Origin of the sequence: Acidovorax sp. DW039, from assembly GCF_037101375.1 — a bacterium.
Classification (GTDB): Bacteria; Pseudomonadota; Gammaproteobacteria; order Burkholderiales; family Burkholderiaceae_C; genus Acidovorax.
Map to the genome: position 1 here is coordinate 1,156,054 of NZ_AP029019.1, position 15,597 is coordinate 1,171,650.

The window sequence follows — 15,597 nt, forward strand, 5'->3', positions numbered from 1 at the left end:
CAGCGAAGCGGTCCTGGCTAGGCGTTTCGCTGCAGGCAGTACAAGCAGTACGACAAGGCGAGACAACGACGCGAGGGGAGTTTTATGAGTCGCTCTTACTTCAGCGCTGTGGGCGTGACGTACTTGGCGTAGCTGCCCTGCACCTGCGAGATCTTCTTTTGCTCCTTCAGGAAGGCGGAGGTCTCCTTCAGGATCTTGGCCACGCCAGACTTTTCGCCACCGCCCAGCCAGGCGTCGGTCACCTGCTCGCTGCGGGGCACCAGGTTCAGGTTCTTCAGCGCCGAAGCGTGATCGGCCGGATTGCCACCCAGCAGCTTGGCCAGCAGCTTGGTGTTTTCGCTGTCGGGGCCCCAGGCGGCCTTGTCGGTGGCAAAAGACTGGCTGTATTTGTCGATGACGGCGGCGTAGTTCTTCAGGAACTCGGGGTGCTCTTTGGCAAATTTGCCCGTAGCCACCCAGGCGCTGAAGGTGGGGGCGCCTTTTTCAGCCACGTCTTTGGAGGTGACCAACACGGTGCCGTTCTTCTTGAGTTCGGTGAGAGCGGGGTCCCACACAAAGCCACCGTCGATGTCGCCCCGGTTGTAGGCGGCCACGATTTCGGGCTGTGGAATGGCCAGCACCGTCACGTCTTTTTCGGTCAGGCCCAGGTTTTTGATGAGGGCCAGCAACTGGTAGTGGTCGGTGGACACGGGCGCAGCGGCCAGGCGCTTGCCCTTGAGGTCGTTCACGCTTTGGATGCCCGAGCCGTTGCGCACCACCAGGGCCTCGTCTGTGCCCGAGATGGAGGCCAGGTAAAAGCCCTGAATGTCCAGCCCGCGCGAAGCGGCCGCAGCGTAGGGGCTGGAGCCCACATAGCCCACCTGCACATCGCCCGAGGCAATGGCGGCCACTACGTCAGCGCCCGAGTTGAACTTGCGAAAGTCGATCTGGTAGCCCGTGGTCTTGGCGAAGTCGCCATTGGCAATGGCCACGGCCGAGGGTAGGGCGTCGGTCTGGTAGCCCACCACCACGTTCTTGTCAGCGGCCAGGGCGCTGAAGGCGCTGGCCAGGGCGAGGGTGCCTGCGGCGGCGAGGGCAAAGGGTTTCCAGAGTTTCATGGTGCGGTTTCCGTGTCGGTGATCGAGTGCGATCCAGGTGGGGAGCCCTGCGGTGCAGGGGTGTCACGGAAATCCTATGTTTAGATGAATAAGTTGATATGGAAGGAAATCAACATAGCAAATGCAAATAACGAGCTTGGTGCGCCGCCGGGTTGGCGGGATGCTTGAGGCCACTTTCAGCCGCCTTTAGCCATCTTTCGCCACCATGACCTTGCACATCCAAGCCCTGGGCCCTGCCATTGGCGCCCTTGTCACCGGCATTGACCTGACCCAGCCCGTGAGCGACGCCCAGCGCGATGCGCTGCTGGCCGGGCTGCTCCAGCACCACGTGCTGTTCTTTGAGAACCAGCCCGTTACCCCCGTGCAGCAGCGCGACCTGGCGCGGCGCTTTGGCGAGCTGCACATCCACCCCGTGTACCCCACGCACCCGGATGCGGTGGAGATCATCGTGCTGGACACCGATGACAACAACCCGCCGGACAACGACAACTGGCACACCGACGTGACCTTTATCGACAAGCCGCCCATGGGCGCGCTGCTGTCGGCAAGGCATTTGCCCCCGTCGGGCGGCGACACGCTGTGGGCCAGCGGCATTGCGGCGTACGAGGCGCTGTCCGAGCCGCTGCGCAAGTTTCTCGATCCGCTGCATGCCGAGCACAGCTTTGTGCAGTCCTTCCCCGCCCGGCGCTATGCCCGCACGCCCGAGGAGCGCAAGGTGTGGGAGAGCGCTGCAGCCAAGTACCCCGACATTCCGCACCCCGTGGTGCGCACCCACCCCGTCAGCGGCAAGCGCGGGCTGTTCGTCAACGAAGGCTTCACCAGCCGCATCGTCGAGCTGGACAAGAAGGAGAGCGACGCGATCCTGGCCTTCTTGCGGGTGCACATCGCCAAGCCCGAATTCACCGTGCGCTGGCGCTGGAAGCAGTACGACCTGGCCTTCTGGGACAACCGCCTGACCCAGCACTACGCCACGGTGGACTACCTGCCCCACCGCCGTGTGATGCACCGCGCCACCGTGCTGGGCGATGTGCCGTATTGAAGCCCCTCTGTGTGTCTTTTGCTATGAAATAAATAGCTGCTTGCGCTTGATGAATAAGCGCTAGAGCCTTTTTTGACTGAAAGCCCCTCCCATGACCACCGCATTGGATACCCAAGCCCTTGCTCCTGAACTGCAAGCCATTCACACCGCTGCCCAGGCCCAGGGCCTGACCTATGCCGGAGGCGTGCCGCCCGCACTGGCCTGGCAACTGGTGCAAGCCAGTCAGGCGGTGCTGGTGGATGTGCGCTCGACCGAAGAGCGCAAGTTTGTCGGCCATGTGCCGGGCAGCCTGCATGTGGCCTGGGCCACTGGCACATCGCTGGTGCGCAACCCGCGCTTCGTGCGCGAACTGGAAGCCAAGCTGGCCAAGGACGGCGGCAAGGACGCCGTGGTGCTGCTGCTGTGCCGCAGCGGCAAGCGCTCGGTGCTGGCGGCAGAGGCTGCAGCGGCTGCGGGGTTTGCCCATGTTTTCAATGTGCTTGAAGGCTTCGAGGGGGAGATCGACGCGCAACAGCACCGGGGCGGCAGCGATGGCTGGCGCTTTCATGGCCTGCCCTGGGTGCAGGACTGACCCTGACTGACCAGAACTGACCAGAACTGACGGACGGCACCGAGGACCACGCCATGGCCATTTTTGACATTGAACAGATCGTGCAGTCGCTGCACGGCGTGCGCCGCGAATGGCGCGATGCGCAAAAGCGATCGCAGGAGCCCGGCGGGCGCGAGTTTCCGTCGCGCGATGCGCTGGCGCATGTGGTGGAGCAGCTGAAGGGCGCGCTCTTTCCCATGCGGCTGGGCCCGCCCGACCTGCGCCAGGAGAGCGAAGATTTTTACGTGGCCCACACGCTGGATGCCGCCCTGCACACCCTGCATGCGCAGATGGTGCTGGAGCTGAAATACACCCACCGTCACCGCCCGCGTGACCCGCAGGACGTGGAGCTTCTGGCGCTGAAGGCTGCGCAGGACCTGGCCCAGTCGCTGCCCGACATCCGCCGCCTGCTCGACAGCGATGTGCTGGCCGCCTACCAGGGCGATCCGGCGGCGGGCAGTGTGGACGAGGTGCTGCTGTGCTACCCCGGCGTGCTGGCCATGATCCACCACCGCATTGCGCACCGCCTGTACCTGCTGGGCCTGCCGCTGCTGGCGCGCATTGTGTCGGAGCTGGCGCACAGCCAGACGGGCATTGACATCCACCCCGGTGCGCAGATTGGTGCGGGCTTTTTCATCGACCACGGCACGGGCGTGGTGATTGGCGAGACGGCGGTGATTGGCAAGCGCGTGCGCATTTACCAGGCCGTGACGCTGGGGGCCAAGCGCTTTCCCACCGATGCCGAAGGCGTGCTGCACAAAGGCCTGCCCCGCCACCCGCTGGTGCAGGACGACGTGGTCATCTACGCGGGCGCCACCATTTTGGGCCGCGTCACGCTGGGCAAGGGCGCAGTGATTGGCGGCAACGTGTGGGTTACGCACGACGTGCCTGCGGGCGGCCATGTCACGCAGGCCAGTGCGCAGGCGTCGGGGCGCTTTCCGTCCATCCTGGCCGAGGTGTCGTTGTGACCACGCTCGTCAAAGGCTTTGGCATAGCAGTGCGCCAGTCGCGCGAGGCGCAGGGCTGGTCGCAAGAGCGGCTGGCCGAGCAGTCGGACCTCAATCGCTCGTACGTGGGCGAGATCGAGCGCGGCAGCGTCATCGCATCGCTGCACACCGTCGAAAAGCTGGCCAGCGCGCTGGGCGTGGCGCCCTCGGTGCTGGTCACTCGCGGCGAGGCGGTGCACCAGCGGCAATTGGTGCGCGGCCTGCAGTTGGCGGCTATAGCCTGTTGAAGCGGGGCGCCAGAGCTTTGACACTGCATTGATCGCTGGCTGGCTGGCTATGGCGCACCCCGTTGACTGGAGGGGGACTGCGTGGGCTGGCGGGCTTTCTGATTCTTTCCTGTTTGTTTTCTTGTTTGTTTTCAACCTGACGGAGTATTCACATGTCGGCAACAGTGGGCGGAACCACCGCACTCAGCGATAGCGGCGCACGGCAACTTGCCAACGCCACCAAAACGGCCCCGCAGCTTTCCACCATCTCGCCCCGCTGGCTCACGCACCTGCTGCAGTGGGTGCCGGTGGAGGCGGGCATCTACCGCCTCAACCAGGTCAAGAACCCCGAGGCCATCAAGGTGGCGTGCACTGCCAAGGAGAAGGAAAACCAGCTGCCCCGCACCTTCGTGGACTACGAAGAGAACCCACGCGAGTACTTCCTGAACGCGGTGAGCACGGTGCTGGACGTGCACACCCGCATCTCCGACCTGTACAGCAGCCCGCACGATCAGGTCAAAGAGCAGCTGCGCCTGACCATCGAGACCATCAAGGAGAACCAGGAAAGCGAGCTGATCAACAACGCCGACTACGGTCTGCTGGCGCAGGTGACGGACGAGCAGCGCATCTTCCCGCTGACGGGCGCGCCCACACCCGACGACCTGGACGAGCTGCTGACCAAGGTGTGGAAGGAGCCCGCCTTCTTCCTGGCCCACCCGCTGGCGATTGCCGCCTTTGGCCGCGAAGCCACGCGCCGGGGCACGCCACCGCCCACGGTGAGCCTGTTTGGCTCGCAGTTCATCACCTGGCGCGGCGTGCCGCTGATCCCGTCGGACAAGGTGCCGGTGGCCGATGGCAAGAGCAAGATCTTGCTGCTGCGCGTGGGCGACAAGCGCCAGGGCGTGGTGGGCCTGTACCAGCCCGGCCTGCCGGGCGAGCAAAGCCCTGGCCTGTCGGTGCGCTTCATGGGCATCAACAACCATGCGATTGCGTCGTACCTGATCTCGCTGTACTGCTCGCTGGCCGTGCTCACGCCCGACGCGCTGGCCGTGCTGGACGATGTGGAGATCAACAAGTACCACGACTACCCAGACACCTACAAATAAGGTGGCCGCGCGGTGACGAACCTTTCTCACACTTCCTCGATCCCGTCGGGGGTTGCGCCACAGTCGCCGCTGGACACGGCGGCGCTGGCCCGCATGGCATCGGCCCTGTTTGCGGCCCTGCCGGGCGAGTCGCCTGACTTGTCTGGCGCCGCCTCTGCCGTGCCGCGCCCTGCTGCGGCGGGCTTTCCACCCGGCGTGCAGGCCCCCGTGAACCTGGCCCCTGCCGGCTCGCCCCTGGCCAGCCCGGCCGGGCTGGGGCCCTCGGTGCCAGGCACGCCCATCCCGCAAGGGCAGATTCCGGGCAGCAACCTGCTGCCTGCATCGCCTACGCCGGTGCTGTCGCTGGCGCACCGCGCCCCTGCGCTGGTGCCGCATGCCTCGGCAGGCAATGGTGTGCCCGACACCGTGCTCAGCACCTTGCCTGCCTACGAGCCGCGCCTGGGTTCGGGCGTGTTGGGTGTGGCACCGGTGGCTTCACTGCCTTCCGCGCCCGCAGCCGCTGCGCCGTACTACTTTGTGGGTGAGCGTTCTGGCAGCGCAGCGGCGCAGTCTGCCCAGGATGTGGATGGGCTCGATGCCTTGTCGCGCCTGCCCTTCCAGTCGTTCGATGCGGCCCATGTGCCCCAGGTCACATCGCCCACGGCAGGCCCTGGCGTGCCCAGCACGGTGCCATCGGTAGAGCCGCAGTTCTACTTTGCCAACGCGGTGGTGCTGCCCGGCGGCTACACCACGCCCGGCCACCCCGCGGCGCAGCGGGCGGGGGCGGTGCCTGCGGTGGCGGGCAGCGCGCACCCTGCGTTTGATGTGCATGCCATTCGCCGCGACTTTCCGGTGCTGTCCGAGCGGGTAAACGGGCGGCCCCTGGTGTGGTTTGACAACGCGGCCACCACGCACAAGCCCAAGTTGGTCATCGACCGCATCAGCTACTTTTACGAGCACGAAAACTCCAACATCCACCGCGCAGCCCATGAACTGGCTGCCCGTGCTACGGACGCCTACGAAGGTGCCCGCCAGCGGGTGAAAAACTTCATCAACGCGCCGGATGTGAACGAGGTGATCTTTGTGCGCGGCACCACCGAGGCCATCAACCTGGTCGCCAAGAGCTGGGGCACGCAGCACATTGGTGAGGGCGACGAGATCATCGTCAGCAACCTGGAGCACCACGCCAACATCGTGCCCTGGCAGCAACTGGCCGCTGCCAAGGGGGCGAAGCTGCGGGTGATTCCGGTGGACGACTCGGGCCAGGTGCTGCTGGATGAATACCAGAAGCTGCTGAACAGCCGCACCAAAATCGTGTCCGTCACGCAGGTGTCGAACGCGCTGGGCACGGTGGTGCCGGTCAAGGAGATCGTGGCCATGGCCCACCGGGCGGGTGCGAAGGCGCTGGTCGATGGGGCGCAGTCCATCTCGCACATGCGGGTGGACGTGCAGGACCTGGGCGCGGACTTCTTTGTCTTCTCGGGCCACAAGGTGTTTGGGCCCACGGGCATTGGCGTGGTCTGGGGCAAGCGCGAGGTGCTGGAGGACATGCCGCCCTGGCAGGGCGGCGGCAACATGATTGCCGATGTCACGTTTGAAAAGACGGTGTTCCAGCCCATCCCCAACAAGTTCGAGGCAGGCACTGGCAATATTGCCGACGCTGTAGGCTTGGGCGCAGCCATCGACTACGTGAACCGCGTGGGCATCGAGAACATTGCCCGCTACGAACACGAGCTGCTCGACTACGGCATGCATCACCTGGGCGCCATCCGGGGTGTGCGGCTCATTGGCACAGCGGCCCACAAGGCCAGCGTGATGTCGTTTGTGCTGGCGGGCTACACCACCGAAGAAGTGGGCAAAGCGCTGAACGAAGAGGGTATTGCCGTGCGCACCGGTCACCATTGCGCGCAGCCCATCCTGCGCCGCTTTGGGGTGGAGACCACGGTACGTCCGTCGCTGGCGTTCTACAACACCTTGGACGAGATTGACCGGCTGGTGGCCGTGGTGCAGCGCCTGGCTGCGCAGCGCCGCGTGTGATGGGTTTGAAGTAAAAAAGCTGCCTGGCGCTTATCCTTCAAGCGCTGGCAGCTATATTTTTGCTAGCGAATGGTACTTGGCCTGCGCTCAGACTGCCCTCAATCCGTGTTCAGCCCACGCTCATACCAGCCCTTGCTGCGGTTGACGATGTGCACCACCAGCAGCATCACCGGCACTTCAATCAACACCCCCACCACCGTGGCCAGCGCCGCGCCGGAGTGAAAGCCGAACAGGCTGATGGCCGCAGCCACGGCCAGCTCGAAAAAGTTGGACGCACCAATCAGCGCCGACGGGCAGGCGACGCTGTGCTTCTCGCCCACGGCGCGGTTGAGCCAGTAGGCCAGGCCCGCGTTAAAAAACACCTGGATGAGGATGGGCACGGCCAGCAGCGCAATGACGAGGGGCTGCGCCAGGATCGCCTCGCCCTGGAAGGCAAACAGCAGCACCAGCGTGGCCAGCAGTGCGGTGATGGACCAGGGGCCAATGCGCTGCAGTGCGGCGTCGAGCGCCGCCGGGCCACGCGCCAGCAGGGCGCGGCGCAGGGCTTGTGCGATGGCCACGGGGATCACGATGTACAGCACCACCGAAGTGAGCAGTGTGGCCCACGGCACGGTGATGGCCGACACCCCGAGCAGCAGCGCCACCAGCGGCGCAAAGGCCAGCACCATGATGCTGTCGTTGAGCGCCACTTGCGACAGGGTGAACAGCGGGTCGCCACCGGTGAGGCGGCTCCACACAAACACCATGGCCGTGCAAGGCGCGGCGGCCAGCAAAATGAGCCCGGCGATGTAGCTGTCGATCTGGTCGGCGGGCAGCCAGGGCGCAAACCAGTGGCGGATGAACAGCCAGCCCAAGAGTGCCATCGAAAACGGCTTGACCAGCCAGTTGACGACCAGCGTGACGCCAATGCCGCGCAGGTGCTGGCGCACTTCGCCCAGTGCGCCAAAGTCCACCTTCATCAGCATGGGGATCACCATCACCCAGATCAGCAAGCCCACGGGCAGGTTGACCTGGGCGATTTCCATGCGGCCCACGGCCTGGAAGACGCCGGGCCATAGGTGACCGAGCGCCATGCCCACCACGATGCACAGAAACACCCAGACGGTGAGATAGCGCTCAAACACGCTCATGCTGCGGGTGTCTGGAAGATGCGCCGACGGGTGGTGATGAGGGGAGGCTGTGGTGGTCATGGGGTGTGGGGAGCAGAGATGCGTCAGTGCGTGGAAGCGGACAGCTCACGCGCCGTGCTTTGCAGCATGGCGTGCTGCAATTTGTCGGCAGGCAGGCTGATCAGCAGTGACAGGCGGCGCTGGATGTCGTGCAGGGTTTTGCGGAAGGCTTCCAGCTTTTGCGCCTCGGTGCCGTCACCGGCGGAAGGGTCTGCATAACCCCAGTGGGCTGTGGCAGGGTGGCCGGGCCAGATGGGGCAGACCTCGCCTGCGGCGTTGTCGCACACGGTGATGATGAGGTCCATGTGGGGCGCATCGGGGGCCGCAAACTCGTCCCAGCTCTTGCTGCGCAGGCCATCGGTGGCAATGCCTGCATTGCGCAGCACCTGCAAGCCCAGCGGATGGGGCTGCTGGTTGTCTCGCGGGCTGCTGCCCGCGGAATAGGCCTTGAAACGCCCCTCGCCCATGGCGTTGAGTAGGGCCTCGGCCAGGATGCTGCGCGCTGAGTTGTGCGTGCACAGGAAGAGGACGTTCAGGGGCGGGTGGGTGTCTGTCATGCAGGGCTCCGGGTGACCAGGATGGAATGCCTGGGCCTGTGGCCGAGGCGGGGATGCAGCATTGGGCTTGGCGAAGGTGTCGGGGCTGTGAAAGCCCCGCAGATCAGCATGCGCAGCCAGTTGGACCGGAGGCAGGCATGCAAGGTTGGCCCTGGCAGCAGTTTTCTGTGAGGTAGCTGATGAGAGCATTCATGCGATCAAACTGCGCGCGATAAATCAGGTTGCGGCCCGCACGCTCTTGCGCCACCAATCCTGCGTGGCTCAGCTCTTTGAGGTGGAAGGAGAGGGTGTTGGCCGCCACGCCCAATGTCTCGCTCAGGGCGGAAGGGGTCATACCTTCGCTGCCCGCCACCACCAGTGCCCGAAAGATTTCCAGCCGGGATGCTTGTGCCAGCGCTGCCATGGCTTTGACTGCTTCATTGATTTCCATAATTCAATGATATTTGACTTATGGAATTGAGAGCAAGAGGTTGGCAATAAAAAAGGCAGCCCGGAGACTGCCTTGGTGGGGTTCCTGGGAATTACATCCCGAGCGATTTGAGCAGGTCGTCTGTGTCGCTATCCATGGAGGCTGCTGGAGCGGCTGCCGGGGCTGCAGGCTGGTTGGCCTGGGCGATCAGCGCGTCTGGGTCGGGTGCTTCCTGGGGTTCAAAGTCGTAGAGCTTGACGAACTCGGTGCGATCGATGGCCAGCTCCAGATAGAAGATGTTGTTGTTGCCGGTGTAGAAGGTCACGCGGCGGGCCTCGGGGTTGTCGAGGTTGGCGTCCACGCTCAACATCACCTGCTTGTTCAGCACCAGCATCTTGGGCTGGTTCTGGGTGATGTGGGTCTGCAGTTCGCGGCGGATCTTGCCGGTGAAGTCACCCACCACCTGGTTCATCAATTCGCCCATCACGTTGCTGACTTCGTCAGAGGTGTAGGAGGACACCAGATCGTCCTTGGACATGCCCATGCTCAGCAGGTAGCTCTGGTACAGCTCCATCGCAGCCTGTGCAGAGAAGTTGATGATGACCAGGCCCGAGAAGCCGCCGTCAAACAGCACAAAGCAGCCAATGTCGGGCTTCAGGCAGGTTTTGGTGATGCGCTGCACCATGCCGGAATAGTGCACCTGGCTTTGGGTGGCAACGCTCAGAACGCGCGTGACGGAGTTGCACAGGCTCATCAGCAGGTCTTCGGTGCCGAATACGACGGGGTTGTTGGTGTGGCTCATGATGGCAAGTGCAATAGGTTGAAAGGTAAATCCTGTGCCGTAGCATAGGCCAGGAAAGGGTTGGCAGCCAGATGCATTGCCCTTGTTGGGGGCTGTGCGCAACAGGTTTACAGGCCGTGCAACATTCGGGTTGCCCTTGCTGCGCTGCAAAGCTGCTGTGCGTGGGCCAACTAGATCACTTGGCGGCTGCAGGTGTGGGTGATTCTTGTCGTGTCTGCTCGGGTGCTTGCGCGACTGCCGTGGTAGCCGCAGGTGCTGAAATCGCTGCAGGTGCGCCCTGCATGAGCCATTGCTCAAGCAAAAGCCCGGCAGGGATGGCTTTTGAGTACAGATACCCTTGAGCTTCATCGCATTGCAGCTGCGTCAGCAAGGTAGCCTGGGCTTCGGTCTCCACGCCTTCGGCCACGGTTTCCAGCTTCAGCGCCTTGGCCATGCCGATCACCGCGGTGACGATGGCGCAATTGCCCGAGTGGGTGTCCATGCCTCGCACGAACGACATGTCGATCTTGAGTTTGAAGACGGGAAAGCTTTGCAGCCGCTCCAGCGACGAATATCCGGTGCCAAAGTCGTCGATGGACAGCCTGAAGCCCGCCTGCACCAGTCGGGACGCCACATGCCGGGCTTTTTCAGGCTCGTTCATCAGCGCTGACTCGGTCATCTCCAGCTCTACCATGCGGGGCTCGACACCTTGGGCACGCACCAGGCGCTCGGCCCGTTCGGCAAAGCTCTCGTCCATCATCTGCGAGGCAGAGACGTTCACCGCCACGCGTGGAATGACCCGCGCTCCCGACTCCTGCCAGTGGCGGATATCGCGGGCTGCCTGGGTCAGTGTCCAGTCTCCTAACTCGCCAATCAGTCCACGCTCTTCGGCCACGGGAATGAACTCGCCGGGGCTGATCCATTGGCCGTTTTCGTCACACCAGCGGGACAGGGCCTCCACCCCGCGCAACTCGCCTGTGGCCAGATGCACCTTGGGCTGGTAGTGCAATTGCAGTTGCGACTGGGCCAGCGCCTTGGCGAGCTTGGTGCCCAGCGAAATGCGCCGCTCCAGCTTCATGCCCAGAGAGTTGGAGTAGAGATGGCTGCCGCCGCCGCGCGCCTTGATCTCGTACATGGCGATATCAGCGTGCTTGAGCAAGTCTTCCACGTTCTCTCCCTGGTCGGGGAAGGTGGCTACGCCAATGCTGGCGCCGACTTCAAAGCGCAGGCTGTCGATCAGCACAGGCCGCGTCAGCGCCTGCTGCAGCTGCTGTGCGCGCAGCAGCTTGTCTTCGTCAGGTGCCAGGGCGTAGACGCACATGAATTCGTCTCCACCCACACGCGCAAACACATCCTCCGGAGCGCATGCGGCGCGAAACCGCGTGGCCAGCTCCGCCAGCACGTTGTCGCCCACGATATGACCGTGGGTGTCGTTGATTTCCTTGAACCGGTCCAAGTCCACAAAAAGCACCACAGCCGCCTGCCCGCGGTAGCGGGCCTGGTCGAGCATCTGCTGTGCAAGCATCATGCCGTTGGTGCGGTTGGGCAGGCCGGTGAGTGAGTCATAGAACGCCAGACGCTCCATGGCCTGTTCGGTGGCCTTACGGTCAGAAATGTCCAGCACCGTGCCATAAGCGCGAATGGCATTGCCCTGGCTGTCTTTTTCAATCAGCCCACGCGCCTCCACCCAGCGGGCGCCGGGCGATGAATGCACCCGGCATTCAAACCGGAAGCGCCCCACCTTGAGCGCCGTGTTCCATTCACCATCCACGCGTGCGCGGTCGTCCTCGTGCACGCATGAGAGAAAGTCTGGATAGGTGAAAGGCTTGGCCACAGGCCAGCCGAACAGACGTGCCGCCTGCGGCGTGAGGGCAAAGTGCCCGTCAAAGTGGGTCTGCCAGGTGCCGATGTTGGCCACCGCCTGGGCGTTCAGCAGGTCGCGCGTGAGCTGGGTCTGCTCGCGAAGATCTTCAAACACCAGCAGCAGGCGCTGCTCCTGTCCTGCATCCGACAGGGGCAGCATATGCGCCGTGATGCTGACGGGTACCGCCAGCGGGTTGTGGTGGGGGCGTACCTCCAGCGTCTCGCGCACGTTCTGCTGCCGCAAGGCGGCGCTGATCAGCGTGGTGATGTTGTCCACATCCATCACGTTGGAAAGCGGGCAGCCCCGCAGGCTGTTGGGCGCAAACCCGAACAGCTTTTCAAAAGCGCGGTTGGCAAACACCACCTTCAGGTCTGCAGTGGCCACCATGGTGCCGTAAGGCAGGTTGGCAAACGCAGCGCCGTAATCACGCAGGTCCGCAATCAGTTCGTCGCGATGGGCGATGTAGCTATCTATGGCCAGCCCCACGTCCAGAAACACCACCTTGATCAGCGCCTGGAAGGTGGCAAGCAGCTCATCAGCAGGAACGCCTGCAATGCCATGGGCGATGCGCGGCATCAGATCGGTGAGGTAGTGGCTGTAGGCACCCAGATACCAGCCGGGGGAGAGGCCGACCTTGGCGTGCACCAGACCTACGCGCAGGCGGTCTTCCAGATAAGGGCGGTCGTACACACCAGCAACCAGGGATTTGAAGTAGCCGGACTGCAGCTTCTTCAGTCGGCTCAGCGTGGCTTCGTCGGGTATCAGCGCGCGGGTCTCGCTGAAGGACATCAGGTGGTCGTAGAACGCCTCAACAAATCCGGGCGCTTCGTCGCCCAGCAAACCATGCAGGCGGCGCAGGGCGCGCTCGTCTTCGGCTGTGAGCGACAAGAAATCCTTACGGCGCTGAAAGTCGCGACTGAGTTCCACAAATAGCTGCCTGTAGGTTGCTGGGGCACTGGGCCAGTGCAGGGCCTGCGCGCCCACCATCTTGCGCCAATTTACCACTCTGGTCCGAGCTTGCTTACATTTAGAAACCTTTGACGCCAATAGGCTATTGCAGATGCCCGAGGCCGACCCCCGCCGGGGGCTCAGCGTTCCTTGTGGAACACCACTGCATCCAGCTCCAGCGAACGGATGCTGGCTGCGGCGGTGTCGGCTTCGGCGCGTGTGGAATAGGGGCCTACGCGCACCCGCGTGCGGGTGCCTTTGGCGCTTTCCAGCGTTTGGCGGAATGCGGGAAGGCCTTCGTTCAACAGGCGCGACTGGGCCTTGCGTGCGTTGGCCTCATCCGCAAACAACCCCACATTGATGTAGTAGCCCGCTGCAGCGCCCACGGTGGGCGCACTGGCGGCGGACGCCGCACCTTCAGCCGCGCGGGGCGCTGCGGCAGGGGCAGAGGCCTTGGCTGCTGGCTTGGGAGTTTTGGCCTCACGCGTGTCTTTGGCTTCCCGGGCTTCCTTTGTTTTGACGGCGTTTGCAGATGCAGCCGGGGCGGCGCCAGAGGCGGCAGCAGAAGAGGACGTTGGCGAGGTCTTGGCTTTTTCCTTCTCTTTTTCCGGTGCTCGCACGGCTTCTTTTGCCGGGGCTTCCTTGGCGGCAGTTTTCGTCACCACCTCTGAAGTTTGGGCCTCGGGTTCCTTGTCTTTTTCACCGCGACGGCCAGGGGTTGTTGCCGAGGCCGGGGCAGGCGCGGGTCCTGGGGCATCTTCTGCTCCCACGGGTGCACTGGGGGGCACGTTCTTGGACGTCACTGCCGCCCCACCAGCGGCGGAGGCTGCTGTGGTAGGGGAGACGGGTGGCGATGGGGGCACTGCCTTCTCCGCTTCGCCGCTACCCGCAGCGGAGGCCACCACCGTGCCCGCTGCCGACGCAGCGCGCGCAGCCACAGGGGCCAGTGTGGGTGAAGGGGTGTTCCAGTTGGACGAGGCTGGGGCTGCAGCGGGCTCTGATTGGGTGGCAGAGCCCTGGGGCATGAAAAAGTAGGCGGCCAGGGCTGCCAGGACCAGCAGCGTATGCCCCGCAACCACCCAGGTCAGACGTTTGCGCGAGGGAGCCTGCCGGGCCAGCAGATCGCAGCCTTCGGGAATGGTGGCCGATGCGGCCAGCGCCTTGGTTACGCGCTTGCGGATGTCTGCGTGCAGCAGTGCATTGGCATACAGCCCCGGTATCACGCTGCCCGCCACGATGAATGCGCCCACCACGCCCCATTCCACAGCCTGGGGCCATTGCAACAGGGGGCGACCCAGTCCAAACACCAGCAGGGCCACAGCCTCTGCCACTGCCACGTAAACCAGTGCCGCGCCCCACAGTTGCCGGTACACCATCCAGCCCAGGGTGAAGACGCAAGCCGCCCAATTCCAGCTGGTCAGCGTGCGACCCATGGCGTCCAGCCGGGCAAATTCCGGGAGGTAGCGCTCTGTATTGACCGGGCCGAGTGCGGCTCGGTACAGAGAGTTGACTGCGCTGTCGGAAGGAGAATCCAGTGACATCAGGGGTATGGCAGGGGCGTGGACCGGAAAAACGGGCATGTTCCATTCTGGCATGCACCGCCCGCTGCCGATCGTGCAAATTGCGCCACAGATGCCCGCCAGTCTGGTTGCCACGGGTTGCTGGCCAAGGGGGACGCCTAGCTGGACTACTTCCTTTCAAAAAAGCCGCTAACGCTTATTAATAAAGCGCAAGTGGCTATCAAATAAATAGCGATCTGCATTCGTTGCTTCCACGGGCTTTGCTTTGATGGGCTTCAGCGCTGTGTGGCTTACCCGCCTCTTACCCGCCCCTTGCCAGCCCCATGATCTGCCTGGCATCCAGTGTGGCCGCCTTTTCGCGGATCTGGGGCAAGTACTGGTTCTGCAATTGCTTGGCCGGACCGAGCAGTTCCTGAAAAGTCTCGCGCAGCACGGCGGTGCTCATCACCCGCCCGCCTGCGTAATACCGCTTGGCCACCTGACCCAGCGCGTAGGTGGTGGCAAACGAGAAGGCCATGCCCGTGGCCGCCTGCCCTAGTCCGCCCAAGGTAGAGCCTGCCACCTTGCCCAGTAACCCCCCCAGCAGCTTGCGGCCAAATTGCTCCACGTACTGCGATGCCATGCCCACCCCGGCGGCGGCGATGAATTCCTTGATGTGCCCACGGTCCAGCTCCACGCCATGGGCCAGCCCCACGGCGTGCACCATCTTCACCTGCAAGGGGATGATGGCCATGGAGGCCCAGGACTGCGGCAAAAGCTCCAGCGCCCCATTGAGCAGGGCGTAGTTCAGGATGGTTTTGTCGAGGTCGGCGTTGGCAGCGGTTGCCGCGCCATCTGCAATCGTGGTGGGTTGCAGGGCCGTGCGCTGGGCCACGGCAGGGGCTGGGGGCTCCATTACATCCACCAAGGTTTGCTCTTCACGGTCGAAGCTGCTGGTGTCGGCCGCTGCCATGCCCAGGGCCTGGCGCAGCTCTTGCAGGAACTGCTGTTCCGCCGCGGTCTTGCGGCCATCCACATCGCAGACACACACCGCCATTTCGTAAGCCAAGTGGCGGTGCGCGGGGTCTTGCAGCAGGGCTGTGGCTGCGGCCAGGTTGGTGCGCCGCAACAGCATGTCCTGGTACAGCCGGGGCAAGTCGGGCATGTGGCCGTCTGCCGCGAGGGACTGCGCAATGCGGCGGATTTCCTCACGTTCCGAGTCATCCTTGGCTCCATCGGCAAAAGCGGCGAGCATGGCAATGGTGAGGACGGCTTGTTGTTGCTGAGGTGTCATGAAGGCTTTCTCCACT

The 15,597-nt window shown here is 63.8% G+C and carries 14 protein-coding genes; 6 read left to right on the forward strand and 8 right to left on the reverse strand.

Annotation, left to right across the window (positions count from 1 at the left end; all coding sequences use genetic code 11):
• Positions 1-95: 95 nt before the first annotated feature.
• Complete coding sequence (gene tauA / locus AACH87_RS05170; protein ID WP_338797687.1) at positions 96-1,097, reverse strand: taurine ABC transporter substrate-binding protein; 1,002 nt, start codon at positions 1,095-1,097, stop codon at positions 96-98.
• 205 nt (positions 1,098-1,302) lie between these two features.
• Here tauA and tauD point away from each other — a divergent pair, with 205 nt between their 5' ends.
• The 6 genes from tauD to AACH87_RS05200 all read left to right on the forward strand — a co-directional run bounded on the left by tauD (position 1,303) and on the right by AACH87_RS05200 (position 7,060).
• Positions 1,303-2,136, forward strand: coding sequence for a taurine dioxygenase (gene tauD / locus AACH87_RS05175; protein WP_338797688.1), 834 nt, complete (start codon positions 1,303-1,305; stop codon positions 2,134-2,136).
• 91 nt (positions 2,137-2,227) lie between these two features.
• Positions 2,228-2,707: a rhodanese-like domain-containing protein gene (locus tag AACH87_RS05180; protein ID WP_338797689.1), complete on the forward strand. Its 480-nt coding sequence runs from the start codon at positions 2,228-2,230 to the stop codon at positions 2,705-2,707.
• A gap of 53 nt (positions 2,708-2,760) precedes the next feature.
• On the forward strand, positions 2,761-3,693 hold the full coding sequence (epsC, locus tag AACH87_RS05185; protein ID WP_338797690.1) for a serine O-acetyltransferase EpsC: 933 nt from the start codon (positions 2,761-2,763) through the stop codon (positions 3,691-3,693).
• Complete coding sequence (locus tag AACH87_RS05190; RefSeq protein ID WP_338797691.1) at positions 3,690-3,959, forward strand: helix-turn-helix transcriptional regulator; 270 nt, start codon at positions 3,690-3,692, stop codon at positions 3,957-3,959. The genes epsC and AACH87_RS05190 overlap by 4 nt, the downstream gene beginning before the upstream one ends.
• Before the next feature lie 152 nt (positions 3,960-4,111).
• Complete coding sequence (locus tag AACH87_RS05195; RefSeq protein WP_099656507.1) at positions 4,112-5,044, forward strand: family 2A encapsulin nanocompartment shell protein; 933 nt, start codon at positions 4,112-4,114, stop codon at positions 5,042-5,044.
• A gap of 12 nt (positions 5,045-5,056) precedes the next feature.
• On the forward strand, positions 5,057-7,060 hold the full coding sequence (locus AACH87_RS05200; protein WP_338797693.1) for a family 2A encapsulin nanocompartment cargo protein cysteine desulfurase: 2,004 nt from the start codon (positions 5,057-5,059) through the stop codon (positions 7,058-7,060).
• 98 nt (positions 7,061-7,158) lie between these two features.
• Here the strand turns inward: AACH87_RS05200 and arsB are convergent, their stop codons facing one another.
• The 7 genes from arsB to AACH87_RS05235 form a co-directional block, all read right to left on the reverse strand.
• Positions 7,159-8,250: an ACR3 family arsenite efflux transporter gene (arsB, locus tag AACH87_RS05205; protein WP_338797694.1), complete on the reverse strand. Its 1,092-nt coding sequence runs from the start codon at positions 8,248-8,250 to the stop codon at positions 7,159-7,161.
• Positions 8,251-8,273: 23 nt separating this feature from the next.
• Positions 8,274-8,786: an arsenate reductase ArsC gene (locus tag AACH87_RS05210; RefSeq protein ID WP_338797695.1), complete on the reverse strand. Its 513-nt coding sequence runs from the start codon at positions 8,784-8,786 to the stop codon at positions 8,274-8,276.
• A gap of 103 nt (positions 8,787-8,889) precedes the next feature.
• Positions 8,890-9,216, reverse strand: a complete 327-nt coding sequence (locus AACH87_RS05215; RefSeq protein WP_338797696.1) for a metalloregulator ArsR/SmtB family transcription factor — start codon at positions 9,214-9,216, stop codon at positions 8,890-8,892.
• Positions 9,217-9,307: 91 nt separating this feature from the next.
• Positions 9,308-9,997, reverse strand: coding sequence for a DUF3334 family protein (locus AACH87_RS05220; protein WP_338797697.1), 690 nt, complete (start codon positions 9,995-9,997; stop codon positions 9,308-9,310).
• Between the two features lie 175 nt (positions 9,998-10,172).
• On the reverse strand, positions 10,173-12,767 hold the full coding sequence (locus tag AACH87_RS05225) for an EAL domain-containing protein (protein WP_338797698.1): 2,595 nt from the start codon (positions 12,765-12,767) through the stop codon (positions 10,173-10,175).
• A 161-nt stretch (positions 12,768-12,928) separates the two neighbouring features.
• A complete protein-coding gene (locus tag AACH87_RS05230; protein WP_338797699.1) occupies positions 12,929-14,329 on the reverse strand; it encodes an SPOR domain-containing protein in 1,401 nt (466 codons plus the stop codon).
• Positions 14,330-14,609: 280 nt separating this feature from the next.
• On the reverse strand, positions 14,610-15,581 hold the full coding sequence (locus AACH87_RS05235) for a DUF533 domain-containing protein (RefSeq protein WP_338797700.1): 972 nt from the start codon (positions 15,579-15,581) through the stop codon (positions 14,610-14,612).
• Positions 15,582-15,597: the final 16 nt, after the last annotated feature.

Excerpts from the sequence above, each read along its gene's own strand:
- tauA (WP_338797687.1), bottom strand. The coding sequence starts at position 1,097 with ATGAAACTCTGGAAACCCTTTGCCCTCGCCGCCGCAGGCACCCTCGCC.
- tauD (WP_338797688.1), top strand. The coding sequence starts at position 1,303 with ATGACCTTGCACATCCAAGCCCTGGGCCCTGCCATTGGCGCCCTTGTC.
- AACH87_RS05180 (WP_338797689.1), top strand. The coding sequence starts at position 2,228 with ATGACCACCGCATTGGATACCCAAGCCCTTGCTCCTGAACTGCAAGCC.
- epsC (WP_338797690.1), top strand. The coding sequence starts at position 2,761 with ATGGCCATTTTTGACATTGAACAGATCGTGCAGTCGCTGCACGGCGTG.
- AACH87_RS05195 (WP_099656507.1), top strand. The coding sequence starts at position 4,112 with ATGTCGGCAACAGTGGGCGGAACCACCGCACTCAGCGATAGCGGCGCA.
- arsB (WP_338797694.1), bottom strand. The coding sequence starts at position 8,250 with ATGACCACCACAGCCTCCCCTCATCACCACCCGTCGGCGCATCTTCCA.
- AACH87_RS05210 (WP_338797695.1), bottom strand. The coding sequence starts at position 8,786 with ATGACAGACACCCACCCGCCCCTGAACGTCCTCTTCCTGTGCACGCAC.
- AACH87_RS05215 (WP_338797696.1), bottom strand. The coding sequence starts at position 9,216 with ATGGAAATCAATGAAGCAGTCAAAGCCATGGCAGCGCTGGCACAAGCA.
- AACH87_RS05220 (WP_338797697.1), bottom strand. The coding sequence starts at position 9,997 with ATGAGCCACACCAACAACCCCGTCGTATTCGGCACCGAAGACCTGCTG.
- AACH87_RS05230 (WP_338797699.1), bottom strand. The coding sequence starts at position 14,329 with ATGTCACTGGATTCTCCTTCCGACAGCGCAGTCAACTCTCTGTACCGA.
- AACH87_RS05235 (WP_338797700.1), bottom strand. The coding sequence starts at position 15,581 with ATGACACCTCAGCAACAACAAGCCGTCCTCACCATTGCCATGCTCGCC.